General features: G+C 62.5%; 32 protein-coding genes. 13 read left to right on the forward strand and 19 right to left on the reverse strand.

The genetic code is table 11. The annotated features are described in order from the left end of the window. Window position 1: 1 nt before the first annotated feature. Both hisD and X739_RS152490 read right to left on the reverse strand, forming a co-directional pair. Window positions 2-1,324, reverse strand: a complete 1,323-nt coding sequence (hisD, locus tag X739_RS152495) for a histidinol dehydrogenase (RefSeq protein ID WP_023794684.1) — start codon at window positions 1,322-1,324, stop codon at window positions 2-4. 79 nt (window positions 1,325-1,403) lie between these two features. After that, on the reverse strand, window positions 1,404-2,177 hold the full coding sequence (locus X739_RS152490; protein ID WP_023794685.1) for a glucose 1-dehydrogenase: 774 nt from the start codon (window positions 2,175-2,177) through the stop codon (window positions 1,404-1,406). Between the two features lie 303 nt (window positions 2,178-2,480). Here X739_RS152490 and X739_RS152485 point away from each other — a divergent pair, with 303 nt between their 5' ends. Beyond that, window positions 2,481-3,764 carry an FAD-binding oxidoreductase gene (locus X739_RS152485; RefSeq protein ID WP_023794686.1) on the forward strand — a complete coding sequence of 428 codons (1,284 nt, stop codon included), beginning with the start codon at window positions 2,481-2,483 and terminating at the stop codon, window positions 3,762-3,764. 216 nt (window positions 3,765-3,980) lie between these two features. Here the strand turns inward: X739_RS152485 and msuE are convergent, their stop codons facing one another. After that, window positions 3,981-4,541, reverse strand: coding sequence for an FMN reductase (gene msuE, locus X739_RS152480; protein ID WP_023794687.1), 561 nt, complete (start codon window positions 4,539-4,541; stop codon window positions 3,981-3,983). Window positions 4,542-5,297: 756 nt separating this feature from the next. Here msuE and X739_RS152470 point away from each other — a divergent pair. The 7 genes from X739_RS152470 (at window position 5,298) to X739_RS152440 (ending at window position 11,130) form a co-directional block, all read left to right on the forward strand. Continuing rightward, window positions 5,298-6,269, forward strand: coding sequence for an SDR family oxidoreductase (locus X739_RS152470; RefSeq protein ID WP_023794689.1), 972 nt, complete (start codon window positions 5,298-5,300; stop codon window positions 6,267-6,269). A 10-nt stretch (window positions 6,270-6,279) separates the two neighbouring features. Further along, window positions 6,280-7,992, forward strand: coding sequence for an HAD-IIB family hydrolase (locus X739_RS152465; protein ID WP_023794690.1), 1,713 nt, complete (start codon window positions 6,280-6,282; stop codon window positions 7,990-7,992). Window positions 7,993-8,299: 307 nt separating this feature from the next. Next, the gene (locus X739_RS152460) at window positions 8,300-8,617 is read left to right on the forward strand and encodes a hypothetical protein (RefSeq protein WP_023771230.1); all 318 of its coding nucleotides are present in this window, start codon (window positions 8,300-8,302) and stop codon (window positions 8,615-8,617) included. A gap of 26 nt (window positions 8,618-8,643) precedes the next feature. Continuing rightward, complete coding sequence (locus X739_RS152455) at window positions 8,644-9,087, forward strand: PPC domain-containing DNA-binding protein (protein WP_023794691.1); 444 nt, start codon at window positions 8,644-8,646, stop codon at window positions 9,085-9,087. Between the two features lie 56 nt (window positions 9,088-9,143). Next, window positions 9,144-10,145 (forward strand): ATP-dependent DNA ligase, encoded by a 1,002-nt coding sequence (locus tag X739_RS152450; RefSeq protein ID WP_023794692.1) that lies wholly within the window; start codon window positions 9,144-9,146, stop codon window positions 10,143-10,145. A gap of 123 nt (window positions 10,146-10,268) precedes the next feature. Beyond that, complete coding sequence (locus tag X739_RS152445) at window positions 10,269-10,787, forward strand: ferritin-like domain-containing protein (RefSeq protein WP_015319108.1); 519 nt, start codon at window positions 10,269-10,271, stop codon at window positions 10,785-10,787. 67 nt (window positions 10,788-10,854) lie between these two features. Then, window positions 10,855-11,130: a hypothetical protein gene (locus tag X739_RS152440; RefSeq protein WP_023782357.1), complete on the forward strand. Its 276-nt coding sequence runs from the start codon at window positions 10,855-10,857 to the stop codon at window positions 11,128-11,130. A gap of 22 nt (window positions 11,131-11,152) precedes the next feature. Here the strand turns inward: X739_RS152440 and X739_RS1000000167960 are convergent, their stop codons facing one another. From X739_RS1000000167960 to X739_RS152410, 7 genes are all read right to left on the reverse strand, one after another. After that, entirely contained in the window at window positions 11,153-11,317 is a 165-nt protein-coding gene (locus X739_RS1000000167960) for a hypothetical protein (protein ID WP_015319110.1), read from the reverse strand. Window positions 11,318-11,719: 402 nt separating this feature from the next. Continuing rightward, window positions 11,720-13,999 carry a xanthine dehydrogenase family protein molybdopterin-binding subunit gene (locus X739_RS152435; RefSeq protein ID WP_023794693.1) on the reverse strand — a complete coding sequence of 760 codons (2,280 nt, stop codon included), beginning with the start codon at window positions 13,997-13,999 and terminating at the stop codon, window positions 11,720-11,722. A 2-nt stretch (window positions 14,000-14,001) separates the two neighbouring features. Next, on the reverse strand, window positions 14,002-15,024 hold the full coding sequence (locus X739_RS152430; protein WP_023794694.1) for a xanthine dehydrogenase family protein subunit M: 1,023 nt from the start codon (window positions 15,022-15,024) through the stop codon (window positions 14,002-14,004). A 1-nt stretch (window position 15,025) separates the two neighbouring features. Then, on the reverse strand, window positions 15,026-15,646 hold the full coding sequence (locus X739_RS152425; RefSeq protein WP_023782360.1) for a (2Fe-2S)-binding protein: 621 nt from the start codon (window positions 15,644-15,646) through the stop codon (window positions 15,026-15,028). A gap of 266 nt (window positions 15,647-15,912) precedes the next feature. Further along, on the reverse strand, window positions 15,913-16,323 hold the full coding sequence (locus X739_RS152420; RefSeq protein WP_023771238.1) for a DUF427 domain-containing protein: 411 nt from the start codon (window positions 16,321-16,323) through the stop codon (window positions 15,913-15,915). A 213-nt stretch (window positions 16,324-16,536) separates the two neighbouring features. Further along, window positions 16,537-16,719, reverse strand: coding sequence for an immunogenic protein (bcsp31-1) (locus tag X739_RS152415; protein ID WP_023794695.1), 183 nt, complete (start codon window positions 16,717-16,719; stop codon window positions 16,537-16,539). After that, a complete protein-coding gene (locus X739_RS152410) occupies window positions 16,716-17,075 on the reverse strand; it encodes a DUF768 domain-containing protein (protein WP_023771240.1) in 360 nt (119 codons plus the stop codon). The genes X739_RS152415 and X739_RS152410 overlap by 4 nt, the downstream gene beginning before the upstream one ends. A gap of 149 nt (window positions 17,076-17,224) precedes the next feature. Here X739_RS152410 and X739_RS152405 point away from each other — a divergent pair, with 149 nt between their 5' ends. From X739_RS152405 to X739_RS1000000169955, 3 genes are all read left to right on the forward strand, one after another. After that, complete coding sequence (locus X739_RS152405; protein ID WP_023771241.1) at window positions 17,225-18,295, forward strand: YihY/virulence factor BrkB family protein; 1,071 nt, start codon at window positions 17,225-17,227, stop codon at window positions 18,293-18,295. A 94-nt stretch (window positions 18,296-18,389) separates the two neighbouring features. Then, window positions 18,390-18,695 carry a hypothetical protein gene (locus X739_RS152400; protein ID WP_156939357.1) on the forward strand — a complete coding sequence of 102 codons (306 nt, stop codon included), beginning with the start codon at window positions 18,390-18,392 and terminating at the stop codon, window positions 18,693-18,695. A gap of 142 nt (window positions 18,696-18,837) precedes the next feature. Continuing rightward, the gene (locus X739_RS1000000169955; RefSeq protein WP_023794696.1) at window positions 18,838-19,002 is read left to right on the forward strand and encodes a hypothetical protein; all 165 of its coding nucleotides are present in this window, start codon (window positions 18,838-18,840) and stop codon (window positions 19,000-19,002) included. Between the two features lie 58 nt (window positions 19,003-19,060). Here the strand turns inward: X739_RS1000000169955 and X739_RS152395 are convergent, their stop codons facing one another. The 5 genes from X739_RS152395 to X739_RS152375 all read right to left on the reverse strand — a co-directional run bounded on the left by X739_RS152395 (window position 19,061) and on the right by X739_RS152375 (window position 22,912). Then, on the reverse strand, window positions 19,061-19,492 hold the full coding sequence (locus tag X739_RS152395; RefSeq protein WP_023771244.1) for a hypothetical protein: 432 nt from the start codon (window positions 19,490-19,492) through the stop codon (window positions 19,061-19,063). Window positions 19,493-19,703: 211 nt separating this feature from the next. After that, window positions 19,704-20,453: a metallophosphoesterase gene (locus tag X739_RS152390; RefSeq protein ID WP_023771245.1), complete on the reverse strand. Its 750-nt coding sequence runs from the start codon at window positions 20,451-20,453 to the stop codon at window positions 19,704-19,706. Then, window positions 20,446-21,255 carry a nucleotidyltransferase family protein gene (locus X739_RS152385; protein WP_023771246.1) on the reverse strand — a complete coding sequence of 270 codons (810 nt, stop codon included), beginning with the start codon at window positions 21,253-21,255 and terminating at the stop codon, window positions 20,446-20,448. The genes X739_RS152390 and X739_RS152385 overlap by 8 nt, the downstream gene beginning before the upstream one ends. 289 nt (window positions 21,256-21,544) lie before the next feature. Next, window positions 21,545-22,147 (reverse strand): general stress protein, encoded by a 603-nt coding sequence (locus tag X739_RS152380; RefSeq protein ID WP_023771247.1) that lies wholly within the window; start codon window positions 22,145-22,147, stop codon window positions 21,545-21,547. A gap of 21 nt (window positions 22,148-22,168) precedes the next feature. Further along, window positions 22,169-22,912 (reverse strand): DUF4142 domain-containing protein, encoded by a 744-nt coding sequence (locus X739_RS152375; protein WP_023794697.1) that lies wholly within the window; start codon window positions 22,910-22,912, stop codon window positions 22,169-22,171. A gap of 124 nt (window positions 22,913-23,036) precedes the next feature. Between X739_RS152375 and X739_RS152370 the strand changes: the two genes are divergently transcribed. Then, entirely contained in the window at window positions 23,037-23,417 is a 381-nt protein-coding gene (locus X739_RS152370; RefSeq protein WP_245273844.1) for a DUF982 domain-containing protein, read from the forward strand. A 70-nt stretch (window positions 23,418-23,487) separates the two neighbouring features. Then, complete coding sequence (locus tag X739_RS1000000170525) at window positions 23,488-23,805, forward strand: hypothetical protein (RefSeq protein WP_023771250.1); 318 nt, start codon at window positions 23,488-23,490, stop codon at window positions 23,803-23,805. A gap of 35 nt (window positions 23,806-23,840) precedes the next feature. Here the strand turns inward: X739_RS1000000170525 and X739_RS152360 are convergent, their stop codons facing one another. From X739_RS152360 to X739_RS152345, 4 genes are read right to left on the reverse strand one after another with little or no spacing between them, the layout of a single operon-like run. Further along, window positions 23,841-24,173: a hypothetical protein gene (locus X739_RS152360; RefSeq protein ID WP_023782363.1), complete on the reverse strand. Its 333-nt coding sequence runs from the start codon at window positions 24,171-24,173 to the stop codon at window positions 23,841-23,843. A gap of 2 nt (window positions 24,174-24,175) precedes the next feature. After that, on the reverse strand, window positions 24,176-24,535 hold the full coding sequence (locus X739_RS152355; RefSeq protein WP_015319130.1) for a hypothetical protein: 360 nt from the start codon (window positions 24,533-24,535) through the stop codon (window positions 24,176-24,178). Next, entirely contained in the window at window positions 24,535-25,755 is a 1,221-nt protein-coding gene (locus tag X739_RS152350) for a divalent metal cation transporter (RefSeq protein WP_023771252.1), read from the reverse strand. Before X739_RS152350 ends, X739_RS152355 begins: the two co-directional genes overlap by 1 nt. Next, entirely contained in the window at window positions 25,752-26,054 is a 303-nt protein-coding gene (locus X739_RS152345) for a hypothetical protein (protein ID WP_245273845.1), read from the reverse strand. Before X739_RS152345 ends, X739_RS152350 begins: the two co-directional genes overlap by 4 nt. Between the last annotated feature and the right edge of the window lie 200 nt (window positions 26,055-26,254).

The raw sequence follows: 26,254 nt of genomic DNA on the forward strand, positions 1-26,254 counted from the left end.
CTCAACCGGCGAGGTAGCGGTCGCGGATCTCCGAGACCGCGTTTTCGTGCGAGCTGAAGCCCTCGTAGCGGGCGAGCCGGCGAGCATGCTGCGCCAGTTCCGGATAGGCGGCCGAGGTGACATAGCCGACCGAGGAGCGCTTGACGAAATCCGTCACCGAAAGCGGCCCATAGGTTCGCGCCCAGCGGCTGGTCGGCAGCACCGCATTCGGCCCGAGGACGAAGTTGGCAAGAGTGACCGGCGTATGCGGGCCCATGAGGATTTCGGCCGCCTCGGTGATGGGGCCGAGATGCGCGAACGGCTCCTTCGACAGGATTTCCAGATGTTCGGGCGCGTAGTCGTTGATGAAGCTATAGCTTTCCTCCAGCGACGCCGTCAGCACGATGCCGCCGCGCTTTCCGGTCAGCACCGCCCGCGAGAATTCCACACGCTGTTCGGTCATCCGCGACCAGTGGTCGGGAAGTGCAGCAAGTGCTGCCTCGGCGACCTTGCGGCTGTGCGTCACCAGATAGGCTGAAGAATCCGGCCCGTGCTCGGCTTCGATCAGCAGATCGAGCGCGGCAAGGCCTCCGTCGACACTGTCGTCGGCAAAGATGATGGCTTCCGACGGTCCGGCAGGCAGGCCCGTATTGATGATCGAGGACAGCACGCTCTTGGCCGCCACCACCCAGGGGCTGCCCGGGCCGACAATCTTGAGTGCCGGCTTGACCGTCTCGGTGCCGTAGGCGACGGCGGCAACGGCTTGAGCGCCGCCGCACTTGTAGACGGTCCCGACGCCGGCAAGGCGAGCGGCGACCAGTGTGGCCGCGTCCACCGACCCATCCGGGGTTGGCGGCGTCACGATCGCGATCCGCGGCACGCCGGCAATCACAGCCGGAACCGACGTCATCATCGTCACCGACGGGAAGGCGCCCTTGCCACGCGGCACGTAGAGCGCGACCGATGCGATCGGCGTGTACCTGTCGCCGGCATAGGCGCCTGGCCGGATCTCCTTGAGCCACATGGTTTCCGGCTTCTGCTCCTCATGAAAATGCCTGATATTCTCGATGCCGAACCTGATGCTCTCCACGACATCCTTCTCGACCTTGTCGAAGGCGGCGTCGAACTCCGCTTCCGACACTTTCAGTCCGCCTTCCGCCACATTGGCCTTGTCGAACTCCCTGGCGAAGCGGATCAGGGCGGCGTCACCCTCTTCCCTGACGGCCTGGATGATCGGGCGGACCTTTTCGACGAAGGCCGACAGATCGCCCTCGGCGCGTTTCAGCAGACCGGCCCGTTGCGTGGTATCTAGGGATGACAGATCGTGGAAGCTGATGTCGGACATGGGGTGCTCCTTCTGTTCAGAGCAATGCGCCGGCCGGTCACATTGCGGAAGACTTTGTTCCCGAACTGGGCGAGCCGCCTCAGATCGATGCGAGGAAACCGCCATCCACCGGAATGGACTGGCCGGTAATGTAGGCTGAGGCGTCCGAAGCAAGGAACACGGCGACGCCGTGCAAGTCGCGCAGATCGCCGAAACGATGCTGCGGGATCTTGCCGAGCATGGATTGCCGCCACGCCTCGTTGGCGTAGAACACCTCTGTCATCGCTGTCCTGAAATAACCTGGGGCGATGGCGTTGACCCTGATGCCAAGCTGCGCCCATTCCGCTGCCAGCGCCCGGGTCATGCCGAGCAGGCCCGACTTGGACGAGCCGTATGGCACCGCCGTCGGAATGCCGACTTCTGAAGTCAACGAGCAGAGATTGATGATGGCGCCGGGACGCCCGGCGTCCCGCATCTGCCGTGCCGCCGCCTGAGCGCAGAAGAACGCGCCTTTGAGATTGGTGTCGACGATCCGGTCCCACAGCGGCTCGTCAACGTCGAGCGAGGGCCGGACCTCTTCCAGTCCGGCATTGTTGACGAGAATGTCGAGGCCGCCAAGCAGGCGATCTGCCTCGGCAGCAGCCGTTCGGCACTGGCCGACATCGGTTACGTCAAGCGCAATAGCGTGCGCAACCCCGCCGGCCGCGCGGATGGCCGCCGTCGTCTCGTCAAGCGAGTCCAGGCTACGGGCCGTGACCGCGACGTCGGCGCCGGCCGCGCTCAGCGCCTCGGCGATGCTGCGGCCAATGCCACGGCTGGCGCCGGTGATAAGCGCCTTCCTGCCGCAGAGGTCGAAAAGAGAAGCGTTGCGCATGTGATCCTCCTTGGCCGCTCCTTGGCGCAGAGACTATCAGATCGATTTACATGTACAAGCATGTACAAACAACTTGATTGCGATAGCAGGACGTCATCCGTCGCACGCGCGATCACACAATGGCTCCTCATACAACATGCGACGGGCGGCAGGCCTGTCGTAAATGTCGTGACCTCCCGAAAGCATGCAGGATTGCTGGCGTATCCAACACGAGAGTCTGGGTCTGCCGCGCGTGCAGGATATCGGCCATTGAGAGCTATCGTGCCCCTCAAGCCGGCCGCCTTGTCGTGAAAGCCTCCGTCCATGAACGAAAGCAGCCCGCCCCTGAGCCTCTATCGCGATACGGCTGGCAGCATCGGCAATTACCCCTCCCTTGCCGGCGCGCGGCGGGCGAGGGTCGCCATCGTCGGTGCTGGCTTCACCGGCCTGTCGACCGCCCTGCATCTGGCGGAAGCCGGCGACGACGTCTGCGTGCTCGATGCCTATCAGCCGGGATGGGGAGCGTCGGGCCGGAATGGCGGCCAGGTCAATCCGGGCCTCAAATACGATCCCGACACGATTGAAGCGATGTTCGGCCCCGAGCTCGGGGCGCGGATGATCGACTTCTCCTACGGTGCTCCGGATTTCACCTTCAACCTAATCAAGCGCCTGTCGATCGATTGCGAGGTCCGGCAGAACGGCACCATACGCGCGGCCATCCGGCCGAAGCCGGCAGCCGCGGTGCGGGCCACGGCCAACCAATGCGAGCGGCGGGGGATGCCGGTCGGCTTGCTTGACGCAAAGGCGATGGCGGCGCGAACCGGCACGGACAGATACATGTTCGGCATGTTCGATGCTCGGGGCGGCGACCTCCATCCCTTGAAATACGCGCTTGGCCTGGCGGCCGCCACGCGGAAGGCCGGCGCGCGGATATTTGGCGGCAGCGAGGTTCTCTCGCTCAGCAGGCAGGCCGGGCGCTGGGTCCTCGAGACCGCAAACGGATCCGTCAGCGCCGAGAAGGTCCTTGTCGCGACAAACGGCTATACGGGAAACTTGTGGCCGGGCCTAGAGCAGTCGCTGGTTCCGGTGTTCAGCGCCATCGCGGCGACCGAACCGCTGTCGCCCACGGTCGCGGACGCAATTCTTCCCGAAAGACCGGTCGTCTACGAAGCCGGCAACATCACCGTCTACTACCGCATCAACGCCCAGAACCGGCTCCTGATGGGCGGACGGGGACCGATGAGGCCCATCGGCGATGCTTCCGCCATCCGCTATCTCACCGATTATGCGCTACGGCTCTGGCCGGCGCTTGCTGGAACGGGGTGGACACATGGCTGGAACGGCCGGGTTGCGATCACTAAAGACCATCTTCTGCACGTTCACGAGCCGGAAGACGGCGTGCTGATCTGCCTTGGCTACAATGGCCGCGGTGTTGCCATGGCCTCGGCGATGGGCAATGCGCTGGCAAACCGCCTGCGCGGCGACGAGACCACTCCCTTCCCGATGCCGATATCGGGACTGAAGCCAATCCGGCTCCACCTCTTCTGGCCGCTTGGCGTCAGGGCGGCGATCATTTCGGGCCGGGTGAAGGACCGGTTCGGCCTCTGACGGAAGAGCACGCCGCTATGCTCCGGTCTTAGCAGCGGATAATCTTCGGGCGTGGTCGTCCGTGCATGCGGAGCATCAGCGTCCACTGATTGCGACCGGGCGGCCAGGCGGTGCAATGGAAGTCACCCTGCGGCGCACAGGCGCGTTCGACGGCCGGGCTTCAGACATGCGCCTCAGCGCGCGCCAGGGGTCGGAGCGGGATATGTTCCGAGCACGCTACTCGGCGGCTATCCTGGCGTGCTGCCGGCCGAACAGCGCCACACCGACATCGTCCACGGCGAGGCCAATGCGGGCCCGGATCGCTTCGGATGCCAGCACGCCATCAGCGAAATCCTTCTCCGAGGCGTATACGGCCGTCGGCAGCGCAAAGGCTTCGAAAAAGCCGAAGAGCGGCCGCAGCTGATGCTCGACGATCAATGCATGGCGATCGCCGCCGCCGGTCGCCGCCAACAGCACCGGCTTGCCCCGGAGGGCCGCCGGATCGACGAGATCGAAGAAATGCTTGAACAGACCGGTATAGCTGCCCTTGTAGGTAGGCGAGCCGACCACCAGGACGTCGGCGGCCAGGATCCGCTCGAGGATGGCGCGAGCCTGTACGTCCAAGTCGCGCGTGGCTTTGGCATTGCCAAGGCTGGGACCGAGATCGACGATGTCGTGGGTATTGGCGGCGAGGCCGTATCGTCCGGCGATCTCCGTCACGATATGGTCCACGAAGCCACGGGTCTTGGAGGGCCGCGTGAAGTTGCCGGAGAAGCCGACAATGGCCGGATTGGTCATGATGGATGCCCTGTGATCTTTTCGAACCAGTTCGCCAATGTCCATAGTTTTTATAGACATTGCTGCCGAACAAAAGGAATTCACGGTCGCCGTGTGCCGAAATCGGGAAAGATTTTTTCTCCCGCGGAGCCGCCTTTGAAAAAGCCGCGAGGTTGGCAGCGCGCAAACGTCGTTCGCGATCGCCCGTCTGCATGCCGGATGATGACGTCACCCGATCCAATGTACTTGGCAACTGTCGCACGCGGAGGGCGATGCGACCGTTGGCGAAAAGGGGTGACCATTACCGTTTGTTCGGAACCTGATCGCCCGGCGGCTGTTTTCCGTTCAGTCAAACATGGAGGACGCCATGGCACGCGACAGAACCGAATATGAAACCGGCGCACGGAAGTATCCCGCTAGGACCGGCCCGGATCCGAACGATGATTTCTCGTCTGACGCAGCGGGCAACAAGCCGCCGGCAGGTGGTATGGGGCTTACGCGACCGGCGGATCAGACAAATGAAGAGACACATCAGTCAGAAGGACAGAACCCGCCTCGCAAGGCGACGCCCAGCCCCGCGACGCAGAAGACATCCGGCGCGGGTCCGGCGATCTCCGAGCACTCGAAGGACGCGAAGGCTCCAAGGTCGGGCCGCCAACCCGGCGCCTACGTCAAGGACTGACACGGACGGGCGACGATACCTTCTGACAAGCCTATGCGTCGCGCAGACCCGCCGGTCTGCCGCGCGTTGAACTTTCTTCAGCCGAGGAGACGATCATGCAGACGAAGTCACAAACGGCCGGTGAAGCCGCCAAGCAGCGCCATATCCAGCGCGGCATCGATGCCAAGGACAAATCGAAGCGCAACGGAAAGGCGGAGCACGCCATGCAGGCAGGCGCCCGGACCTATCCCGAGCCGCCCTTCCCCAAGCAACATCAGGCGAAACCCGGGCATGAAGCGGCGATCGAGCCCGCTCCGCTCTACGATGCACCCTACTATGTCGGATCAAAGAAACTCGAAGGGAAGGTGGCTCTCATCACTGGTGGCGACTCGGGCATCGGACGCGCGGTGGCGGTGTTGTTCGCCCGCGAAGGCGCCGACATCGCGATCGTCTACCTGGCCGAGGACAGAGACGCCAAAGACACAAAATCCGCTGTTGAAAAAGAAGGCCGGCGCTGCATCCTGTTGAAGGCCGACGTCAGTGAACGCCAGGACTGCCACGATGCCGTGGCGACCACGGTCGAAGCATTCGGCCGCATCGACGTGCTGGTCAACAACGCCGCCTTCCAGATCCATTCCAGCGACTTCAGCGACCTGACCGAAGAACATTTCGACACGACGCTGAAGACCAATCTCTACGGCTATTTCCATATGGCGCAGGAAGCCGTGCCGCATATGAAGCCGGGCTCGGCGATCGTCAACACGGGTTCGGTAACCGGCATAGAAGGCTCGAAGCAGCTGGTCGACTATTCGATGACCAAGGGCGGCATCCATGCCTTCACGCGAGCGCTTTCGGGCAACCTCATCGCCAAGGGCATCAGGGTGAACGCGGTCGCGCCTGGCCCGGTGTGGACGCCGCTCAATCCGTCCGACAAGGAAGCCGACGACGTCTCGAAATTTGGCGCCGACACGCCGATGAAACGGCCGGCCCAACCGGAGGAACTGGCTCCAGCCTATGTGTTCCTCGCCTCCCCGCACTGCTCAAGTTACATCACCGGCGAGATCCTGCCGATCGTCGGCGGCTACTGAGGTCATCGCAATGTATTTCATTGCCTTGGCGACCGACTATGATGGGACCCTCGCACATGACGGGACGGTCTCCAACAAGACGCTCGCCGCGCTGGAACGGTTCAAGAAAAGTGGCCGCAAACTGCTTCTGGTCACCGGCCGCGAGTTGCCCGACCTTAAGCGCGTGTTTCCCGATGTCGGCCTGTTCGACAAGGTCGTCGCCGAAAACGGCGCCCTGATCTACACACCGGCCAGCGAGGAAGAGCGGGCGATCTCACCATCGCCGGAGCCCGAATTCGTCGCCAGGCTGAAAAAGCAGGGGGTGAAGCCGCTTTCGGTGGGACGGTCAATCGTCGCCACCTGGGAACCGCATCAGGCGACCGTGCTCGAGGTCATCAAGCAGATGGGGCTCGAACTCGAGATCATCTTCAACAAGGGCGCGGTAATGATCCTGCCGAGCGGCGTCAACAAGGCCACCGGGCTGGCGGCAGCACTCGAGGATCTTCACCTGTCGCCGCACAATGTTGTGGGTATCGGCGACGCCGAGAACGATCACGCCTTCCTGAAAGCCTGCGGCTGCAGCGTTGCGGTAGACAATGCCATTCCCGCGGTCAAAAGCACCGCGGACCTGGTCACGCGCGGTGCACGCGGCAAAGGCGTCGAGGAATTGATCGCCAAGCTGATCAAAAGCGACCACGGGATCGTGCCGAAACGTCACGACGGGATTGTCCTGGGATCGTCCGGTGGCGACGACATCTATCTGTCGCCGACCGAAAGCGTGCTCATCGCCGGCAGTTCGGGCATCGGCAAATCCACTTTGGCCACCGCGCTGACAGAACGCTTCGTCGACAGCCGATTTCAGTTTTGCGTCTTCGACCCGGAGGGTGACTATGACGGCCTCGAGGGCGCCGTTCGGCTGGGGGATGCATCGAGCGCGCCGACAAAGGCACAGGTGCTCGACCTGATCGCCAAGGCCGACAGCAATGTCGTCGTCAACGGGCTGGCGCTGCGTGTCAACGAACGGCCTGACTTCTTTGCCGACCTGCTGCCTGGCCTTGGCAGTTTCCGTCGCCGCACCGCAAGGCCGCATTGGCTGGTCATCGACGAAGCGCACCATCTTCTTCCGAAGCGGCGCGACGACACCCGCGCCGTGCTCTCCCTGGAATTGCCGGGCACGATCCTGATCACCGTCCATCCCGAGGCGATTTCGACCGACGCCCTGCGTCTGATGACGGCCGTCATCGCCCTTGGCCCGAAGGCTAAGGACGTGGTGAAGACCTTCTGCCATGAGACCGGCATCGAGCCGCCGAAGGACATTCCCACGCCCAAGGGCGATCGGGTTCTGTTCTGGCGGCCGGGGGCGCGCAAAAAAATCACGACGGTCAAGGTCATAGAACCTCGCCACTCTCTCAAGCGCCACAGCCGCAAATACGCCGAGGGTCAACTCGATGAGACCGGCAGCTTCTATTTCCGCGGTCCCGACGATGCGATGAACCTCAGGGCCCATAATCTGATGATCTTTGCTCAGATGGCCGAAGGCATAGACGACAAGACCTGGGAGTTCCATTTGCGCGCGGGCGACTATTCGAAATGGTTCCGCCACCAGATCAGGGACAAGGACCTCGCCCGCGAAACCGCCGAGGCGGAAAAGGACAGCAAGCTTTCGGCGGACGAGAGCCGCAAACGGGTGCTCGATGCCGTTCGGCGGCGCTACACGGCACCCGCGACTGCGCCCGAGGCGTAACAGCCCGACAGGAGGCGGTCATGAGCGATGACCGGCTGGCAAAGACGATAAAGACGGACGCGGCGAAAATGGACTGTCTTCCCAGCGCGCCAAGGCGAGATCATCCTGCGAACCCGCACGCGCCGGATCATCTTCGTGGCAGGACTGGTCGGCATCCTGACCCTGGCGGCGGTGGTCAGGTTCGCGATCGGTTGAACCTACCTGGCTGCAACAGCCGCCGCGATAGGGCGTATCGGGCAAGGCTGACCGCGCTTGGAACCCGGGCGCCGGCTTGGCGTTCAACCTCCATCGAGAAGGAGAAACGATCATGCCCCGAGGCGAGAAATCCAAATACACCGACAAGCAGGAACGCAAGGCCGATCATATTGCCGAAGGCTACGAGAAGCGTGGCGTCTCCGACAAGGAAGCCGAGCGACGCGCATGGGCGACGGTCAACAAGGACGATGGTGGCGGCAAGAAGGAAGGCGGCTCCGGGCGTGGCAAGCACACGGGGCACCCAGCGGCGCACAAGGGCGGCAAAAGCGGCGGAAAGGCGTCCGCTTCCCGATCGGCCGCCAGCCGGTCCGAATCGGCAAAGAAGGCGGCGGCGACCCGCAAGAGGAACGCCGAACACCACGCCCACTGACCGACCGCGAGGATTGGAACGCCGGCATGAAATCGCGACTCGTCAACGAGGCCAATGGCCAACGGACATTTGTCGTGGTGCTCGACCCCGGCGAGGAAGCGTTCGCGGCGCTGACCAGCTTCGCGGTCGAGCAGAAGATCGGTAGCGCCTCCCTGACGGCGATCGGCGCGTTCCAACTGGCCACCGTCGGTTGGTTCGACCTCGAGGCGAAGACCTATCGAAAAATCCCGGTCGACGAACAATGCGAGGTCCTGAGCGCGATCGGTGATGTCGCGACGGGAGATGATGGCAAGCCAAGCCTTCATGTCCACGCGGTGCTTGGTTTGAGCGACGGCACGACCAAAGGCGGCCATCTGCTCGAAGGCACCGTTCGGCCGACATTGGAAATCACCGTGGTGGAAGCGCCGGGTCACCTGCGCCGCCGCAAGCGAGCTGAATTCGGTGTGGCTTTGATCGATCTCGGTGCCTGAAGCTCCTGCGGCTGGCGGGCTTCGCCGCTGGCGCCGTGCCCCAGAAAGTAAAGGCAATGACGGACAGGTTTGCCCTACCCCTGGACACGCCCCCCATGGAGGCCAAGGCAGCCGACATCCTGCCGGATGGGGAAGGCCTTTGGCAATACGAGCCCAAATGGGACGGGTTTCGCTGCCTCGCCTTCAAAGGCGACACGGATGTCTACTTGCGCGCCAAATCCGGCAAACCTCTCGGCCGTTACTTCCCGGAGCTCGTCGCCGTGCTGCGGCAGGTCGAGGCCCGCAATTTCGTCGTCGATGGCGAGATCGTCATCGAGCTCGAAGGCCAGCTTTCTTTCGACGCGCTACAGATGCGGCTTCACCCAGCCGAAAGCCGCATCCGCAAGCTGAGCGCGCAAACGCCTGCCCGGCTGATCCTGTTCGACATGCCGGTCGCGCCAGGCGACACGATCCTGCTCGGCGAGCCGTTGACGCAACGACGCCTGGCAGTCGAGGGCTTCGTTCGGGACTGCGCCGAGCCTGGGTTGCGGCTCTCGCCCAGCACGACCGATCCGGCGATCGCCAGACGCTGGCTTGAGGAAGCCGGCCATGGTTCCACCGACGGCGTGGTCGCCAAATCGCTGGCCGCCCCCTACCGGCCGGGGGAACGCGCGATGGTCAAGGTCAAACGGCTGCGTACGGCCGACTGCGTGGTTGGAGGATTCCGCTATCTGACCGGCGGCAAGGAGGTCGGCTCGCTCCTGCTCGGCCTTTATGATGAGAGCGGCAAACTCGACCATGTCGGTTTTACCTCGACCATTGGCAGGGATGACCGGGCTGGCGTCACCCGAAAGCTGGAAAAGCTGCGTGGCGGGCCCGGCTTCACCGGCAAGGCGCCGGGTGGGCCTAGCCGCTGGAGCACGCAGCGCAGCGGCGAATGGGAGCCCCTGCGGCCGGAACTGGTGGTGGAGGTCCGCTTCGACCATGTCACCGGCGACAGGTTCCGGCATGGCACCAAACTGTTGCGCTGGCGGCCGGACAAGGCGCCGCGTCAATGCACCATGCAACAGATCCAGTGACGGAGTTCGCGCCGCGGACACGCTTGCGCGTCATTGCGAGATGGCTGGAACAACCGTCCTCACAGCAAGTTGTGCTCCAGCTACACCGCTGGTGGGCTTCACGACAATTGGAGATAAAAAATCATGGCGACTGCGAAGAAAGCGGCAACGAAAGGCCTTGAAGCCCTGTTCCTCGACGGGCTGAAGGACATCTACTACGCCGAGAAGAAAATCCTGAAGGCACTGCCGAAAATGGCAAAAGGCGCCGAATCCGAAGATGTTTCGGCAGCATTCGAGAAACACCTGCAGGAGACCGAGGGCCAGGTCGACCGCCTCGAACAAATCTTCGAACTCCTCGACAAGCCGGCCCGGGGCAAAACCTGTCCGGCCATCGACGGCATCATCGAGGAGGGTTCGGAAATCCTCCAGGAATATAAGGGCGACCCGGCGCTGGATGCTGGGCTGGTCGGGGCGGCGCAGGCCGTCGAACACTACGAGATCGCGCGCTACGGGACGCTGATCGCCTGGGCCGAACAGCTCGGCAAGAGCGACGTGGTCAAACTCCTTAACGAGACCCTCGAGGAGGAGACGGCGACCGACGAGGCACTTTCCAGCCTTGGCGAGGGCGGTGTCAACGAACGTGCCCTGGAACAGGCCGCCTAGCTGGCGAGCTGTTGCCCCGGCGCTTCAGGCGATCCGGGGCAAACTCCCCGGATTTCGGAGAACGACGATGGCCCCCCGCAAAAGAGAGCAACCCGCAGTTCAGAACGAAGACCCGACGGAGACTGAAGGTCCCACGGTAGAGCAGCAGGATTGGGACGCGCTCGCAGGCGCGAGAATCCTTCCGGATGACGTCGAGGTGGAAGACGAGGCCGACGGCGAATTGCCCGAGGAAGATGACGACAACCCCTACCAGGAAAGCGACGAGGCATTGCCCGACGATGTCGAGGAAGCGGTGCTCTCACGCGATCCTTCAAGGGAAGGCGGCCGCTTCGACGAGGAGTGACCAAACGAAGGGCGGATTCCGCTCAGCCGACCGCATGCATCGGGGGCTCTTCGTTCTCGTCAGGATTGGGCAACGGCGCCTCGTCGGGCAATCCTTCCGGCTCCGGTTCGCCGATCGGCTTGGGCTTCCAATTGGGAGCCGGCATGGGTACGTCGCGGTTAGGGTCGGGTTCTCTCGGATCGGGCATCAAATCTGTCTCTCTTTCGGCTTAAGCATGCGGCGTCGACTCTGGCGCAGCACTATCACTCCGGAGCCCGTCCCCAGCGCTCGGGACGGGCACGGAGCTTGCTCGCCAGCTCTCACATCTGTTCATGGGTTCCGCCACGCGTCGTGCCGACGCTGTCGCCGCCTTGTTGGCGCTGATTGTCACCGGCTTCCTGCCGCTGACGTCGGTTCTTATCGTCCATGTTTCTTATGGCTTTGCTGGCCTGCTTTCACGTGTTGTTCGTGGCTACCGCCTTGATTGGGCATCTTCATCTCCATTGAGTTGTGCGAGACGACCACCCGCCTACGGGACGAAAGACGCTGGCGGCCCGGACGTTCCCTCACGTAATAATTCGTGAATCAGACCGCCCATGGGTAAGCCCGATCAGGCGATAAGCTGCTCGATCCTGATGGGAAGATCGCGGATTCGTTTGCCAGTCGCATGGTATACCGCGCTCGCAACGGCGGCCGCCGTGCCGACATTGCCCAGTTCTCCGAGGCCCTTCACGCCTGCCGGATTGACCTCTCGGTCAATCTCCGGAATCAGGATCACTTGGAGATCCTTGATGTCGGCGTTGACCGGCACGAGGTAGTCCTGCAGATCTCGATTGACGTATCGCGCATAGCGGCTGTCTACCTCGGTCGCCTCATGCAGCGCCTGGCCGATGCCCCAGATCATTCCGCCCATCAGTTGGCTGCGCGCCGTGCGCGTGTTCATGATGCAGCCGGCGGCAAAGGCCCCGACAATGCGCGGCACGCGGATTTCCCTGGTAAGGCGATTGATGCGAACTTCGACGAATTCCGCGCCGAATGCATATTTCACCGAATCCTCGTCCTGCTCGCCGCCGTGAAACTCCGGCTGGCCGGCATAGAGCTTCTTGAGCGCTTCGGGGCTCGCCCCCTTGGGCGCATACTCGGCATACTCCTCGATCGCCCCCACCCGCATGGTTTTCAAGACGTCCTCGACCTTTGCCGAAGCGCCGCCCTTGGCAATGATTTTGCCATCGAGGATATCCAGTTCCTCATTGTGGGCGCCGGCAAGCGGACCACCTTCGCCGATCGCCGCGGCAAACAGCTTCGTCCTGATCGCGTCGCAGGCCTTGAGTACCGCCGAACAGACGCTTGCGGTGGAGATAGACCCTCCCGACACGGGCGCCGGAGGCAAGGTGCTGTCGCCCATCTCGACGCTGACCCTGTCCATGGCGACCCCGAGGCGCTCTGCTGCCATCTGGCCGGCGACCGTGCGCACCCCGGTGCCGATTTCATGCGAGCCGCTCTGGACACGTACATCGCCGTCGACGGTCAGCCACACGCGCGCAGCGCAGGGAGCCGATGAGGTCGGATAGATCGCCGTCGCGCAACCCATGCCGATCAACCAGTCGCCGTCGTGCATCGATCCGACCTTGGCGTCCCGCTTCGCCCAGCCGAATGCGTCCGCCGCCTGGTCGTAGCATTGCATCAGCGAGCGGCTCGAGAACGGCTTTCTCCCGATCGGTTCGGCTTTTGGCTCGTTCACCCTTCGGAACTCCACCGGGTCCATGGCCAGCGCCACCGCCATCTCGTCCATGGCATTCTCCAGCGCATAGACGTAAGGCGTTTCGGGAGGCGAACGCATGTAGCCGGGCGTGTTGCGGTCCGCCTGGACCAGCGACACCCGCGTAAGCACCGCGCCGTAATCATACATACGGCCGGTCGCCGACGTTCCCCCGACCACGTAGGGATCGGGTCGCGATGTCACCTCCCAGCCCTCATGCGCGAAAGCTGTTATGCGGCCGTCCTTGTCGGCGCCCATTCGGATCCGGTGTCTGGTCTCGGCGCGATAGGTCTGGGTACCAAACGCCTGCATGCGGCTCACCACGCAACGCACCGGCCGGCCGAGACGCCTTGCAGCGACCGCGACGATCGCCGTGCGGGCCGTCATCGGCCCCTTCGAGCCGAATGCGCCGCCGATGTATGGGCTGACGATGCGCACCTTTGCCGGATCGATCTTCAACTGCCTGGCAAGTTCGGCCTTCCAGCCGGTGACGTTCTGGGAAGGCTCATGGATGGTGAGTTGATCGCCCTGCCACATTGCCGTCGTCGAAAACAGTTCGATCGGGTTGTGGTGCTGCGTCGGTGTCGAATAGCGTGCATCGATCCTGACCGGAGCAGCGGCATAGGCGGCGTCGAAATCGCCAGACTTGACGTCTTCCTTGAACATCGGGCTTTTGCCCGCGGCGGCAACGGTCGTTGCTCCAGGGCTGTCGAAGCCCGCACTCGGTTTCTCCTCGGCGTAGTCGGCGCGGATCAGCAGCGCAGCTTCCTCCGCCGCCTCGAAGGTCTCGGCGACCACCAAGGCAATGATCTGCCCGTCGTGGAAGACCTTCCGGTCATGCAGGGGCGCGATCGAGGCGGCGGCGGTGTTGCCGAATTTCGGCTTGTCCACCGCGTCCATGTCGCCATAGGTCACGATGTCGAGCACGCCCGGCACCGCTCGGGCATTGTCCAGGTGAAGTGCCGTCACCCTGCCCCTGGCGATACTGCTGGTGGCCAGCGCGCCATAGGCGACGTTGGCCGCCGGGAGGTCCGCCGGATAAGTCGCCTGACCGGTCACCTTCAGCCGCCCGTCGATGCGCGGCAGCGGGGCACCCATGTTCTCCTTGGGCTGCGGAGCGGCTGCGTTCATGATCACACCTTCATGTCACGGGTTTCGAGGAGCGCCCGCACCAGCGTCCTTTTGCCAAGCTCGATCTTGAACGCGTTGTGGTCGCGCGGCCTGGCATCGGCGAAAGCCGTCTCCGCGGCCGCCCGCGCCGTTGCCTCATCCAGTATCTTGCCGTGCAGGACCGCTTCCGCTTCCCTCGCCCGCCACGGCACCGTGGCGACGCCGCCAAGTGCTATGCGTGCCTCGCGAACGTTGTTGCCGTCGAGGTCGAGAGCGACCGCCGCGGAAGCCAGGGCGAAGGCATAGGATTCGCGGTCACGGACCTTAAGGTAGCGGGAACGCCGGGTCCAAGGACCCGCGGGCACGTCGATGGCAGTGATGATCTCGTCAGCAGCGAGACCGGTCTCGACATGAGGGGTATCGCCGGGCAAGCGATGCAGGTCGGCGAACCGGATTTCGCGCGCGCCACGCGAACCCTCGACATGGAGGTTGGCGTCAAGGGCAATCAGTGCCTGGGCGAAATCACCATGATAGGTGGCGATGCAGGCGTCACTGACGCCCAGCACCGCGTGTTGCCTATTGAAACCGTCCATTGCCGCGCAGCCCGAACCCGGCTGGCGCTTGTTGCAGGCCCATGAGATCTCCCTGAAATACTCGCACCGCGTCCGTTGCAGCACGTTGCCGGCAAGGCTGGCCATGTTGCGGAGTTGACCGCTGGCTGCCAGCCTGAGGCTGTCGGCAATGACCGGATAATGAAGCCTGACGTCTTTATCGTCAGCCGCCTCGCCCATCCGCACCAGCGCCCCGAAACGAACCCCTTCGGCGGTGACGCGGATTTGCCGAAGCGCCGGCTCGGAGAGACGATTGAGATCGAGGAGGCGGCTCGGTTGGGCAACGTCGAGCTTCATGTAGTCGGCTAGATTGGTGCCGCCAGCGATGAATTGCATGTCTGACTGGGTCGGCGGCCGATCCGGCGCGGCAAAATTCGAAGCGAGGGCGACAGCCGCCGGGATGTTGGCCGGTTGCTCGAGAACGAAAGGACGCATGTCAGGCTCTCCCGGTTTCGTCGCGAGCCTGCACGATCGCCGCCACGATGTTGGGGTATGCGGCGCACCGGCAGATGTTGCCGCTCATATATTCCCGGATATCGGCCTCGGAACCGGCGTGGCCTTCGTTGACGCAGCCTATGGCCGACAGAATCTGGCCCGGCGTGCAATAGCCGCACTGGAAGGCGTCATGGTCGATAAAGGCCTGCTGCATCGGATGCAGGGCGCCGTCGCGCGAGGCGAGCCCCTCCACGGTCGTCACATCCTTGCCCTGCATCATCACCGCGAAGCTCAGGCAGGAGAGGACCCGTTTTCCGTCGACGAGCACGGTGCATGCGCCGCATTGCCCATGGTCGCAGCCTTTTTTCGTCCCGGTCAGCCCAACGTGGTCACGCAAGGCGTCGAGCAGGCTGGTCCTAGTGTCGAGCGAAAGCTCGTAAGCCTGCCTGTTGATACGAAGCGAGGTGACGACCGGCTCCCGGAGCTTGGAACGGGGCGCGGCCACTTCATCCGCCTTGGCCTTAGGAGGCAGGAGCGGTGCGACCGCAGCGGCCGAAACCGTGCCCGTCATGAAACGTCTCCGGCTGAGGCCAATTGGCTTTGAGACGAGGGTTTCGGACATGGCTCCGCTCCTGACTGGTTTCGCCGCTAACCTTTTACTCCGGGCATTGTTCCGAATGCAGCGCGACAAAACCCCTGCCTGATCGCGAAAGGGTGATTTGCTCCCGCGGGTCGGTGAGGCGCGGCTAAAACCGATCGAAGCGGCCGCAACGAGGCTTCTAGAGAGTGGATCGATGTGGGGAAGGCTCGGACTCGCACCGCTGCCGCTGATCCCGGCGGCGGCGACTTGCCGCGACAAGCAAGAAGAACGAAGGTCGAGGCGGCATCCTACTCCATGACATGTGGAGTGTGCCGCTTGTCCTCCTTGGGATCGACGTCAATACGTGCCTTTTTCGGATCGAAGGCGCCATGACGCGCGATGGCCAGGGCCGCGGTATCCGGCGTCTCATATGCCCACATGAAGTCATCGGCCGAGCCGCCGACAGCATGAACGCGCCAATAGCTCGCTGTTCCCTTCAACGGGCATTCGCTGGTGGTGTTGGTCTTCTCGAAGAGGTCGAAATAGATATCCTCGAAGGGGATATAGAATACCGGCTCATGGCCCTCCTCCCGAAGAATTTTCGCACGGTCGCTTGCGGCGACTATCGCGTCGGAGAACCGGACCGTCACCGTGCCGAGGAATGGTTCTATGCTCATGCCGCCGATAGGGCGCCTGGAAATCGCTTCTGAACCTTGCATCTGAATTCTCCTTGGCCAGCGTCTTGATGGTTGGATGACATTTGTCTTCCAAGCGTGAAGTCGAAATGCGCAGCAGTGGATTGAGGTTCCGGTCCCCCCGTAAATCCTGGCTTGTGCAGTCATCAGCCTAGCCGCGCCGGGGAAATCACCGGAGCCTCATCGTTCAGGCCAGCCACGCACGCAGCAGCGGCGTATCGCAATAGGAAATCGGGTTCATTTGGTCGCCGGGGCAGTTGGCTGATCGCCACCGGTCGTCGACTTCGGTCTGGCGTCCTGGTCGACCGGCGGGTTCTTGGTGACGGTGTCGGTGTTGGCCTTCGTCGGCTCGGTGCTGTTGTCACATGCGGTGAGCGCAAGACCCGTTGCCAGGACCAGAAAGGACAGGAACCTCGTCATCGCCATCTCCTCGGGCTGACACTCGACAAACGAGGTTCCGCGATTCTGGTTGCCACCGTGGCCACGCCTTCCAAGGGGGAGCCGTTCCCTTCATCGATTGTTTCCGCGATGTATTCAGTAAGATCGCCCACCTCATCCTGGATGTCCTGCGCCGCGATCCCCTCGTCTTGCGCATCCGCGACGCACTGACTTGCGAGTTCCTCCGCGACATCGATGCCGGACATAGGGATAGACTTGTCAACGACATGTTCTTCGATCCAATCCCCAATGAAGTGGGCTGTTCGATTGACGATCAGGTCGGCGTCCTCGGACAACGCCGCTTCGCGCCTGAGCTTATCCCTGGTTGTCGTTCTCATCGGACACACCCGTTCACTTGACCAATTTCAAACGCCGCTCGGCCGCAAAAGATGCAGGTAAGGAGGAAAATCATGATCGGCCGCACGGCGGGAACGGGTGTCTTTGTCCCGCGTTGTCAGCCACGCTTTGGACATCCTCGAACCCGGTAATGGCTTTGAAACCACAACGAGGTTCTCCGCCGAACGACAAGCAGCCCTCGCTGATCGATGAGGAAGCAGCCAGCCGCGCGGCCTCGACAACCAAGGACGGCAATGCCCCAGCAGGGCGGGAGCCAGGAAGCCGGGGGCGCGACGCCACATGGCCATCTCAAATCACTGGGCTGGGGTGGAAGGACATCTTCTGGCGACTTTGGGAAGAGTTCAACAAGGACCGGGTTCTGCTGGTGGCTGCCGGCGCGACCTTCTATCTCCTGCTCGCCTTGTTTCCCGCCCTGGCGGCCTTCATCTCGATCTATGGCTTCGTCGCGGACCCGGTCACGGTCGCCGACGATGTCGCTTACCTCCAGGGATTGTTACCGCAGGGTGGGCTCGATCTCATCCGCGATCAGCTGCAGGCCTTGGCCCGCCAGAAAGCAGGCGCTCTCGGCACAGGCTTTTTCATTGGGCTGACAATCGCCCTCTGGAGCGCCAACAGCGGCATGAAGGCACTCTTCGACGCGATGAACATCGCCTACGAAGAGCGTGAGAAACGCTCGTTCCTTGTCCTCAATCTGATGTCGATCCTGTTCACGGCCGGAGCCCTGCTCATCGGCATCGTGCTGCTGCTTACGGTGGGTGTTGTTCCGGCGCTGTTGCGCTTTTTCTACCTTGATGCCTGGACAGAAACCGTGGTTGCGGTATCCCGATGGCCCATCCTGGTGGTGTCGATCCTGACCGGCATTTCCTTGCTCTACCGTTTCGGGCCAAGTCGGGAACATGCGAAATGGCGATGGTTGAGCTGGGGAGCGCTTGCGGCAACCGCGGCATGGATCATCGCGTCGTGGCTGTTCTCGTTCTACCTCCAGCATTTTGCCAACTATAACGCGACATACGGCTCGCTCGGTGCCGTGGTCGGCCTGATGATGTGGACATGGATTTCAGTCATCATCCTGATCGCCGGCGCCGCCATCAACGCGGAAATGGAACATCAGACAGCCTGTGACTCGACCACAGGCCCTGCGGTTCCCATGGGTGAGCGCGGCGCGGTCGTCGCCGACACTTTGGGCAAGACTGCGGACTGACGGAACTTTCAGGTAGATTGCGCCATCGCCACCCGCACGAGCGCCAAGGCTCTCCCGCTCAGTCGAGCCTCAAATATTGGCCCGTTGTGTCGGCGTGGGAACGGCCCAGATCCGTGGGCGTTGCAAGGCCATGATCTACACTATTCGCGCGGGCTCTCCAGCCGATGACTCGACCTTGATCCGCCACTATAGAGCACTGTGGGAAAGCCATGGTGTCGATGCGGCCAATATCAAAGGCGACGCCGAGGCGGTGACCGCGGATTTCATAAAATCGGGCCGCCAAAACAACGAACTGGCGACCTTCCTTGCCGAAGCCGATGGAATTTCCCTCGGCTCGCTGGCTTGCCAGATCCAATATCTTCCCTACCCCGATGTCGCATCGTCCAGCCAAGATACCTGATCATGGCGGTGGTGGCGATCGGCCTGTGGCAATAGCGGGGCGTCTGGACCCCCTGGATGACGGGAACCGATCGCCGGTCAGCGCCGCGATCCAAGCGGAACGGATCGTCTCCTTGCCGGTTGTGGAGGAAAGGAGATTTCCAATGTCTGACGGTATCATGTGGCTAATCGTCGTCGCCGGCGGGCCAGCGCTGCTGATCATACTGATCGCCTATGTCCTGGTAACCCACCGTAACCGTGGTCCGGTTGAACGCAGGGAAAGCGACCGCGCTACCGACCAGCTCTACCGCGAGGACGATCGGCGATAGCTTGCGCATTGGGCGGTGTAGGAGGTCGTCGCGGACATGCAACGACCTCCCGCTGGTCTCACCGCATCAAGCACCGCCTCAAGAATGCAAAGAGCCTGTTCCCGCTGATCGTTGCACGGACCCGAGCCGCGGCCCATCGTGCTTTCATGGTGGCACCGACGTGGCAATCACAGACAATGTCGTGGAGTTGCCAGTCGCTCAATTCGAAGAAGCGCTTTGCCTCGCCATATGTGTCGTCCCCCAGACCCGATGCACGCAAGATCGGGTCTTCGAAGGCAACCGCGAGTGCCGATCCTTCCCCACGTGCGATGGCGCGTGCTTCGGGACGCAAATGTTCCGTGCCGGTTAGCGCACCGAGGCATCGTTCGGGATTTTGCTCGAGAAGTTCAGCCCAACGCGCGATGCGTTCATTACGTGTCATTACCGAAAACGGCGCCAGCGGCTCAATCCTGGCGACGGTTTGGAGCTGGTCGAGTGTCTGATGTTTCATGGTCGGCTCCTGTCTGAGAGGGAGAAGCACCCACGCCTTCTGAAGAATTATCGCCCGGCGGAGCTTCGACAAGACGGAGGTTTGACGAATTCGCCACTGGCGACGAACTCCAAAATGATATCGCCGGCAAACAACCGTGGTCAGCTCGCACTACTGCGCCGCCACTTCCTGGCGGAGCCTTCAAACTGAATGCTCGCACGATGCCGTGGCGTCAGAGTTCCAGCAAGGCATAGGGGCGACCGTTCGGTTTGGCCACGTGCATGGCGACGTTGTAGACCTTGGCGCCCCCAGGCGTGTGGCCTTCGTAGGAGCCGCGATGCGCGTGACCGTGCACGACCGCGCTGACCTTGAACCGATCGATCGTCTCGGCAAGGCGTGAAGAGCCAAGAAACGGAAATATCTCCAGCGGTTCACCCTCGACGGTTTCAGCGATCGGCGCGTAGTGGAGGACCACGAGCGTCCGCTTCGCCCGTACCTGGCGCATCGCGTTTTCGAGGCGCATCGCCTCGTTGACACTTTCCGAGACCATCGCCTTGATCGTGGGTTCGCCGAAGGAGCCGAGCATGCGCGATCCGAAGCCGCCAACGAACCCTTTCACGCCGACGAAGCCGACCTCCTCGATTTCGACCGCATGGCCGTCGAGAAGGTGAACATGCGCCTGGCGCAGGATGTTTGCGACGTCGTCCACCGCGCCGGATTCGTAGTCGTGATTGCCGAGCACCGCCACTACCGGGATCGAGCAGTTACGCAGGTCCTCGGCGAGCATCTCCGCCTCACGAGGCTTGCCGAGATTGGTGAGATCTCCCGTCAGGACGAGAATCTCGGCTTCCCTGGATATCTCGCCGAAGAGATCGCGATACGAGGTTCGGGGATCTTCCCTGACATGCAGATCCCCCATGGCGGCAACTTTAAGTGTCCGTGCGCTATCCTTCGGCGCGACGTTCTCCAGGCGGTCAGGCATCACGAAAATCCCCCACACCTCCGACGCCGGCGAAGCCCCATTCCTTGACATCAATCTCGTAGTCGGATTGCGACAGCAGCCGCCCGCGGCAGATCTTCATCCTGGGGGACGGCAATTGCCGTTGCTTTGCGAGGCGGTCGAGCAGTTCATCGAGGAGCCATGCCGGGATGTGATCGCGCTCGCTTGGGTAAATCCATCTGAAGTTGATGAGCTGCATCAGCAGGACCTCCCAATGAACCTCCAGATAGGAAAGCAGCCGGTGCCAATCTATCTGGTCGTGTGCCTTGAGGATCGTGTGGGCGATATCGGCGCCGTCGTGCCGGCCCCTGTCTTGAATGAAGCATTTGGACCAGATGAGTTCGGTCGGTCCGATGATCCGCACACGGCTGCCCAGCAACTCGATCTGTCGGGCATGTTCCAGCCATCGATCGCCGACAGGCATCATGCCGTTGGCCGATCCGAAGATGACGTCGAAGAAATGCCTGCCCTTGAACACCTTGCCAAGCCACCGGTCGTCCTCGATTTCGACGGCATATCCAAGCTCCTTGAAATGGGCGAGGATCCGCGCGTAGTCACCGGCCTTGCAGAAGATATCGAGATCCTTGGTCTGGCGAGTGACGCCGGTATAGGCGCTTACCGCATAGGTTCCAGCAACCAGAAAGGGAATGTCCGTGGCGGTGAGTTCGCGGATCGCTTCCATGTAGAAAACTTCCGCCCCGGCGTGCTTAAGGGTCGGCGCCGCCTTTGCATTGATCAACGGGAGCGAAACCAGAACGTTTTCGCGTGATCGATCCGTGGTCATCAATGATTGCTCCTAGCCCGCCAACCGACAAGTCGGCCGCTGGGACAACAACGTCGACCCCTCCATGGTTCCGCCTTGCGGGCGGGGTGTCCGGTTGGTCACGGAGCGATCCGTTCTGAGCGGCGGAGATTCCGCAGGGAATATGGCCTCAAATGCGATCGAACCCAACCCGATACCCTCGAGATGGGTTCGATGGTGCTTAAACGCCGCAAAGCGCCCCGGCATAGCGCGGCAAGATCGATTTCCGCGATCTCGTCGCTGCGTGCCAGTCAGAGGAACGTGAGCGCTTTCAGGGTCGATTGATTGCGCGTCCGCCGTCGCGATCGATCTCGCCCGGCACGTATTCGCCAGCATTGGCATCGAAGCCGGTCCAGCCATCGGCCTCGTACGATCTGCGGCGTTCGGCCAGGTCCACCGATCGGGATTGCCCCAAAATCTCCTCGGCATTCGGCACAAGTTGGTCCTCAACCCTAGCCGTCACCAAGGTACCGCCGCGGCGTACACCTTCCGCATAGACGTGTGCATCGCGCTCGGGCACCCCCGACTCCGTCAGACCGCCGATGATGCCGCCGGCCGCTCCACCAGCCACGGCGCCGGCAACCGCGCCGGCGGCGGTGGCGGCGAGCCATCCGGCCGCGACCACCGGGCCAACACCCGGAATGGCCATGACGCCCAGTCCCGTGAGCAAGCCCCCGGCGCCGCCGATCACGGCTCCGATTCCGGCACCGCTGCCAGCGTCTTCAGCGGCCTCCGAACGATTTGTGTCGTACCAGTCATCCGAGTTGTTGGCCACGATGCTGATATTGGAATGTGGGACTCCCGTCGCCTCAAGCTCGCCGACCGCATCGGCCGCATCGTCATAATTGTCGAACAGTCCAGTTACCGTCTTCATGTGATTTCTCCTGATCCACGCTCACTTGCTTGCGGCAACGATGTTGCCCTGGTAGTCGAGCCCGACGTTTAGGTTTTCGCCTCCCTTGGCCGCTTGGCCACGCCAGATGCCCTGATCGTCCTTGGTCAGCTTCGATACGTTCGAATATCCCGCATTCTCGATCCGGCTCTTGGCCTGGGATTCGGTGAAGCTGTTTGCGCCGGGGACAAGAGCGGCGGCGTTGGCAGTGTTGTCGGTCTTCACCGCCGGCGTTGTCGCTCCCGTAATGGAATCTTGCCCGGCGGCGATCTTTTCGATCGCCTGCTGGTGCATCTTCAGCGTGCCGACCGTTTGCTGGGCAAAAGTCTTGAGCGCGGCGTTGTCACCCCCGCTTGCATAATCCTCGAACAGCTTGACGGCTTCGTCATGCGCCTTGCGCTGCGCGTCGACATAGGCCGGATCAATCGGCCCCTGCCCGTTCTTGAGCTTATCCAGATCGCCCTGATGCTGAGCATCGAGCGCTGAGGGCACCTTCAGTTTTTGTTCACCGGCGACCGCTTGCAGCTTGGCGTTGGCGGCGCCGTGGTCCCGGATCATCATCTGGGCAAAATCCTTGACGCGCTGGTCCTGGGCCTTGCCCAAGGCAATCTGACTCGAGTCCACTTCAAACTTGCCGCCGACGGCAGCCTTGTCGACAAAATCCTGGGCGCTGTCGGCCGCGAAGGCAGGCATTGCGAGAACCGTGGAAGCAACCGCGAGGGATGCGAGAAGGTGTCGTGTTTTCATTGGCTTTGTCCTTGTCAGTGAGCGAATTTGCGCTGCGTCCTAACAAGCCAAGATGCGCTTTGTTCCGCTCTCCAAGCCCCATGCACCAGACCCCGGCAGAGCCAGAAAACCATGGTGGAGACGAGTGGCTCAGGCGTCGTTATTCCAAATTCCAACGCCAGGTGCACTGGAACAAATCGACCGTCGCGGCGTTAGAGGCCGTCCGCGGAAGGGCTTCGTGGAGCAACAGGGGAAGGTCTTGGAGGGGCGGGTGCGCACAGGCCATTTCAGAAAGCCGATCGTCATTCAACCTGGCCGCATAGACCGCGACAGGGTTGTGGTCTCTGTGTCGGATGCCGCCGAAGTGCTGCTGCGGGACTGGCCGAAGCCGACGTCGGAAAGGCGTCTTGCGGCCATCAAGGCCTGCCTTGCGGTCATGCGTGGCGAAAAGCCTCCAAGGGTTGCACGGCAGGCGTTCATCGTCGCGGCCAAGGACGCCAGGATTCTGCTCGGCGATCAAATTTAGCCCTTGGGCCCATGTGCACCGCAGCCGCTGATTTGGCAGAGCCTGGTTCGAACGAGAGGTCAGTGCCAAGATGTCAATTCCTACACCGGTCTCTGCCAGAGGCGAGATCCAGTCGGGAGAGACGCAGGACAAAACGCCGGGCTTCGATCCTGCCGTTGCTCCGATGGAGACCGATGCCGAGGCGGCGGACACACAAAATCCGCCCCCAACAGAGCCGCCACGTTCCCGCCGGCCGAAATTCGAAAATGAAGCCAGCTTCGCCAACGCGATGCGGCCGGTCGAAGGCGAGCCGGAACCGCGGCCTCGCAGCAACTGGCCGCTGTTGGTCGTTGCAGCCGTCGTTTTGGTAGCGGCCGCGGTTTTTCTGGCGGCGAGCATGCTACGGTGACGGTGACAAGGTCTGCGAGGAAGCGCGGCGACGGCCTATTCGGGAAGATCGGGTGCGCTCTTCATACCGGGAAGTTCGGTCATCGGGCACAGCAGGCGCGGCCGCGCAGGATTAGAGATGTCGAGCTTGTCCCAGGGGATGCGGTATAGGCCGCCGCGACGGCGGAGCCTAAAAAGATCGAGCACGGCCACGCCTATGGCCGAGGCCGAAAGACGCTCGAAAGCAGCGTAGACGCCGACATGGAATTCGGTAACGACGAAATCGTCGCCATCGGGTTCGGCGCGGATTTCCTCGATATAGCCGATGCTCTTGCCCCGCTGCGAAAGCACGCGTCGCCCAGCCAGATGTTCGAGATTGACGATGGTCATCATCAAGCTCCCGGAATGCGTCCGATGACATGATCGCGCAACCAGTCCTGCCAGGCGAAGATCGTGGTCCGACGCACATCGATATCGAACTCGATGTCGACGCCGATATCCTTCACCTTGTGCCAGGCGATCCGATGCGGCTCGCCATGGCGCTTACCACCCAGCTTTGCCGCGAGTTGCGCCATCCATCGTCCCGGCCATGTGCCAAGGCGACGCGCCAAAGTGATGGAGCCGAGTTCGATCGCGACGATCCTTGGGGGCTTGCCCTGGCGCAATTCGGCCACCAACCCGTCGACCTTGCCGATTTTGACCTGGCGGCGGTCGACCACCTGCTTGTCCAGGAGATCACGCAGCAACTCCATCAGGTGCCTCCGAATATCTGCAGCGGGATCGTCACCACGGCCAGCACAAAGCCGAGCGCGATGATGAAGATGACCGCGGCATTCGAGAGAATGCCGTTGCGATGCTCACCGACGTAGCGTTCGTCGTTCAGCAGAAACAGGAATGGAACCACCGTCAACGGCAGGCTGGCTGCCGTCAGCGCCATGGAAAATATGGTGAGCCTCAACGGATCGACACCAAGCATGATCGGGAGGGCCGCAAGCAACAGGGATACCGTATACACGGCGCTGAAGCCTGGATCGTCGCGCGGCTTGCGGTCCTCGCCCCAGGTCCAGCCGAAACCTTGCGCCACGAGGTAAGCCTGTTGCAGCGCGACTTCGAGTGCAGCGCCAAAGCAGGCAATGGCGAGAGAGGCTACGAACAGGATGAAACCCCAGAAGCCGAATACCGGGATCAGCATCAACGGCATTTGGTGATAGTCGTCGACCTGGTTGATGCCGTGCGTCGCCAGCACGAGAGCGGCCACGATCAACACGCCGATCGAAATGGTGCCGCCGAAGGTCATCCCCAGTCCCGCTATGGCCCGATTGGCGCCGAGATAGCTCTTGTCCCACTGGTCCTCGATAGCCCCCGAGGAATAGAACATGAACAGGTAGGGCGATATCGAGGCGCCGAGAATGCTGACCGCCATGAACCAGTAATTGGCGGTATCGTGGGCTGGCAGCGAAGGTACCGCGCCAGCCGCGACCGCCGTCCAATCGGGTTTCAGCATCACGGCCGCGACCACGAAACACAACGTCACCAGGCCCAGCATCGACACGCCTTTCTCGATGAAACCGAACGTGCCTTTCCAGAGCAGCAGCCATGCCAGAAAAGCCACCGGCAGAGCCCACCACTGGAAGCCTATGCCCGAGGCAAGTTCGAGTGCGATGGCAACGCCGCCGATCTCGGCGGAGAGCACCATGAGACTGAGCAGCAAGGTGGCAAGCAACGGCCACACAAAGACGTTGAAACCAAATCTCTCGCGAATGCCGTCGCAGATCGTGTGATGGCTCACCGCGGCGAACCGGCCGGCCATTTCCACCAGAAAGATGATGCAGATGGTGCCGAGGACCACGGCCCAGATCAACTGGAAACCGAAGGTTGCGCCCGCTTGGGCCGCCGTCGCCATCGATCCGACTTCGAGGAAGCCGCCAACGCTGGTCACCACGCCGAGCGATATTTCCACGAGCTTCTTCATGGCTTCGGCGCGAAATATCTGGCATAGGCGGTGGCAAGCGTGCGCGAGCCCTGCCGAAGATCCTGCCTTGCGTTTTGGACCTCCGCTCGACTGTCCGCCTGCAATCCCGCCTCGGCGCGAGCCACCGCGGCCGACAGATGCTTGACCGCTGCCGCCAAAGCAGATTGCTCGGCGGGTTCGGCCGTCCCGGCCGATCGGATTTGTGCCTCGGCGTCGGCCAGGGTCTTGCCGGTCGACCGCAGCGTGCCGGATGTGTATGCGAACGGCGCCGCCCCATCCATCCAGGCATCGAGCACCATCGATACGGTCTGTGCCGCGGAGGCCACCGTTTGTGATTGCTGCTTGATCTGGTCGGAAGACGAGCATCCCGCCAAGACGCCCGTGAGCAACAGCACGCACAAACAACTCAGCCTGGGATAAGGGCCACTAAAGGTCAAAGCCGGCGTTTGATGCGCCACGAGACTGGTCTCCCCGAGCCGATGGAAGTCGCGGTCGGCGT

The sequence above is a fragment of the Mesorhizobium sp. LNHC209A00 genome (assembly GCF_000502915.1).
Taxonomy (GTDB): Bacteria; Pseudomonadota; Alphaproteobacteria; order Rhizobiales; family Rhizobiaceae; genus Mesorhizobium.

Coding starts and splice junctions, on each gene's coding strand:
- hisD (WP_023794684.1), bottom strand. CDS start 1,324: ATGTCCGACATCAGCTTCCACGATCTGTCATCCCTAGATACCACGCAA.
- X739_RS152490 (WP_023794685.1), bottom strand. CDS start 2,177: ATGCGCAACGCTTCTCTTTTCGACCTCTGCGGCAGGAAGGCGCTTATC.
- X739_RS152485 (WP_023794686.1), top strand. CDS start 2,481: ATGAACGAAAGCAGCCCGCCCCTGAGCCTCTATCGCGATACGGCTGGC.
- msuE (WP_023794687.1), bottom strand. CDS start 4,541: ATGACCAATCCGGCCATTGTCGGCTTCTCCGGCAACTTCACGCGGCCC.
- X739_RS152470 (WP_023794689.1), top strand. CDS start 5,298: ATGCAGACGAAGTCACAAACGGCCGGTGAAGCCGCCAAGCAGCGCCAT.
- X739_RS152465 (WP_023794690.1), top strand. CDS start 6,280: ATGTATTTCATTGCCTTGGCGACCGACTATGATGGGACCCTCGCACAT.
- X739_RS152460 (WP_023771230.1), top strand. CDS start 8,300: ATGCCCCGAGGCGAGAAATCCAAATACACCGACAAGCAGGAACGCAAG.
- X739_RS152455 (WP_023794691.1), top strand. CDS start 8,644: ATGAAATCGCGACTCGTCAACGAGGCCAATGGCCAACGGACATTTGTC.
- X739_RS152450 (WP_023794692.1), top strand. CDS start 9,144: ATGACGGACAGGTTTGCCCTACCCCTGGACACGCCCCCCATGGAGGCC.
- X739_RS152445 (WP_015319108.1), top strand. CDS start 10,269: ATGGCGACTGCGAAGAAAGCGGCAACGAAAGGCCTTGAAGCCCTGTTC.
- X739_RS152440 (WP_023782357.1), top strand. CDS start 10,855: ATGGCCCCCCGCAAAAGAGAGCAACCCGCAGTTCAGAACGAAGACCCG.
- X739_RS1000000167960 (WP_015319110.1), bottom strand. CDS start 11,317: ATGCCCGATCCGAGAGAACCCGACCCTAACCGCGACGTACCCATGCCG.
- X739_RS152435 (WP_023794693.1), bottom strand. CDS start 13,999: ATGAACGCAGCCGCTCCGCAGCCCAAGGAGAACATGGGTGCCCCGCTG.
- X739_RS152430 (WP_023794694.1), bottom strand. CDS start 15,024: ATGCGTCCTTTCGTTCTCGAGCAACCGGCCAACATCCCGGCGGCTGTC.
- X739_RS152425 (WP_023782360.1), bottom strand. CDS start 15,646: ATGTCCGAAACCCTCGTCTCAAAGCCAATTGGCCTCAGCCGGAGACGT.
- X739_RS152420 (WP_023771238.1), bottom strand. CDS start 16,323: ATGCAAGGTTCAGAAGCGATTTCCAGGCGCCCTATCGGCGGCATGAGC.
- X739_RS152415 (WP_023794695.1), bottom strand. CDS start 16,719: ATGACGAGGTTCCTGTCCTTTCTGGTCCTGGCAACGGGTCTTGCGCTC.
- X739_RS152410 (WP_023771240.1), bottom strand. CDS start 17,075: ATGAGAACGACAACCAGGGATAAGCTCAGGCGCGAAGCGGCGTTGTCC.
- X739_RS152405 (WP_023771241.1), top strand. CDS start 17,225: ATGGCTTTGAAACCACAACGAGGTTCTCCGCCGAACGACAAGCAGCCC.
- X739_RS1000000169955 (WP_023794696.1), top strand. CDS start 18,838: ATGTCTGACGGTATCATGTGGCTAATCGTCGTCGCCGGCGGGCCAGCG.
- X739_RS152395 (WP_023771244.1), bottom strand. CDS start 19,492: ATGAAACATCAGACACTCGACCAGCTCCAAACCGTCGCCAGGATTGAG.
- X739_RS152390 (WP_023771245.1), bottom strand. CDS start 20,453: ATGCCTGACCGCCTGGAGAACGTCGCGCCGAAGGATAGCGCACGGACA.
- X739_RS152385 (WP_023771246.1), bottom strand. CDS start 21,255: ATGACCACGGATCGATCACGCGAAAACGTTCTGGTTTCGCTCCCGTTG.
- X739_RS152380 (WP_023771247.1), bottom strand. CDS start 22,147: ATGAAGACGGTAACTGGACTGTTCGACAATTATGACGATGCGGCCGAT.
- X739_RS152375 (WP_023794697.1), bottom strand. CDS start 22,912: ATGAAAACACGACACCTTCTCGCATCCCTCGCGGTTGCTTCCACGGTT.
- X739_RS1000000170525 (WP_023771250.1), top strand. CDS start 23,488: ATGTCAATTCCTACACCGGTCTCTGCCAGAGGCGAGATCCAGTCGGGA.
- X739_RS152360 (WP_023782363.1), bottom strand. CDS start 24,173: ATGACCATCGTCAATCTCGAACATCTGGCTGGGCGACGCGTGCTTTCG.
- X739_RS152355 (WP_015319130.1), bottom strand. CDS start 24,535: ATGGAGTTGCTGCGTGATCTCCTGGACAAGCAGGTGGTCGACCGCCGC.
- X739_RS152350 (WP_023771252.1), bottom strand. CDS start 25,755: ATGAAGAAGCTCGTGGAAATATCGCTCGGCGTGGTGACCAGCGTTGGC.
- X739_RS152345 (WP_245273845.1), bottom strand. CDS start 26,054: ATGGTGCTCGATGCCTGGATGGATGGGGCGGCGCCGTTCGCATACACA.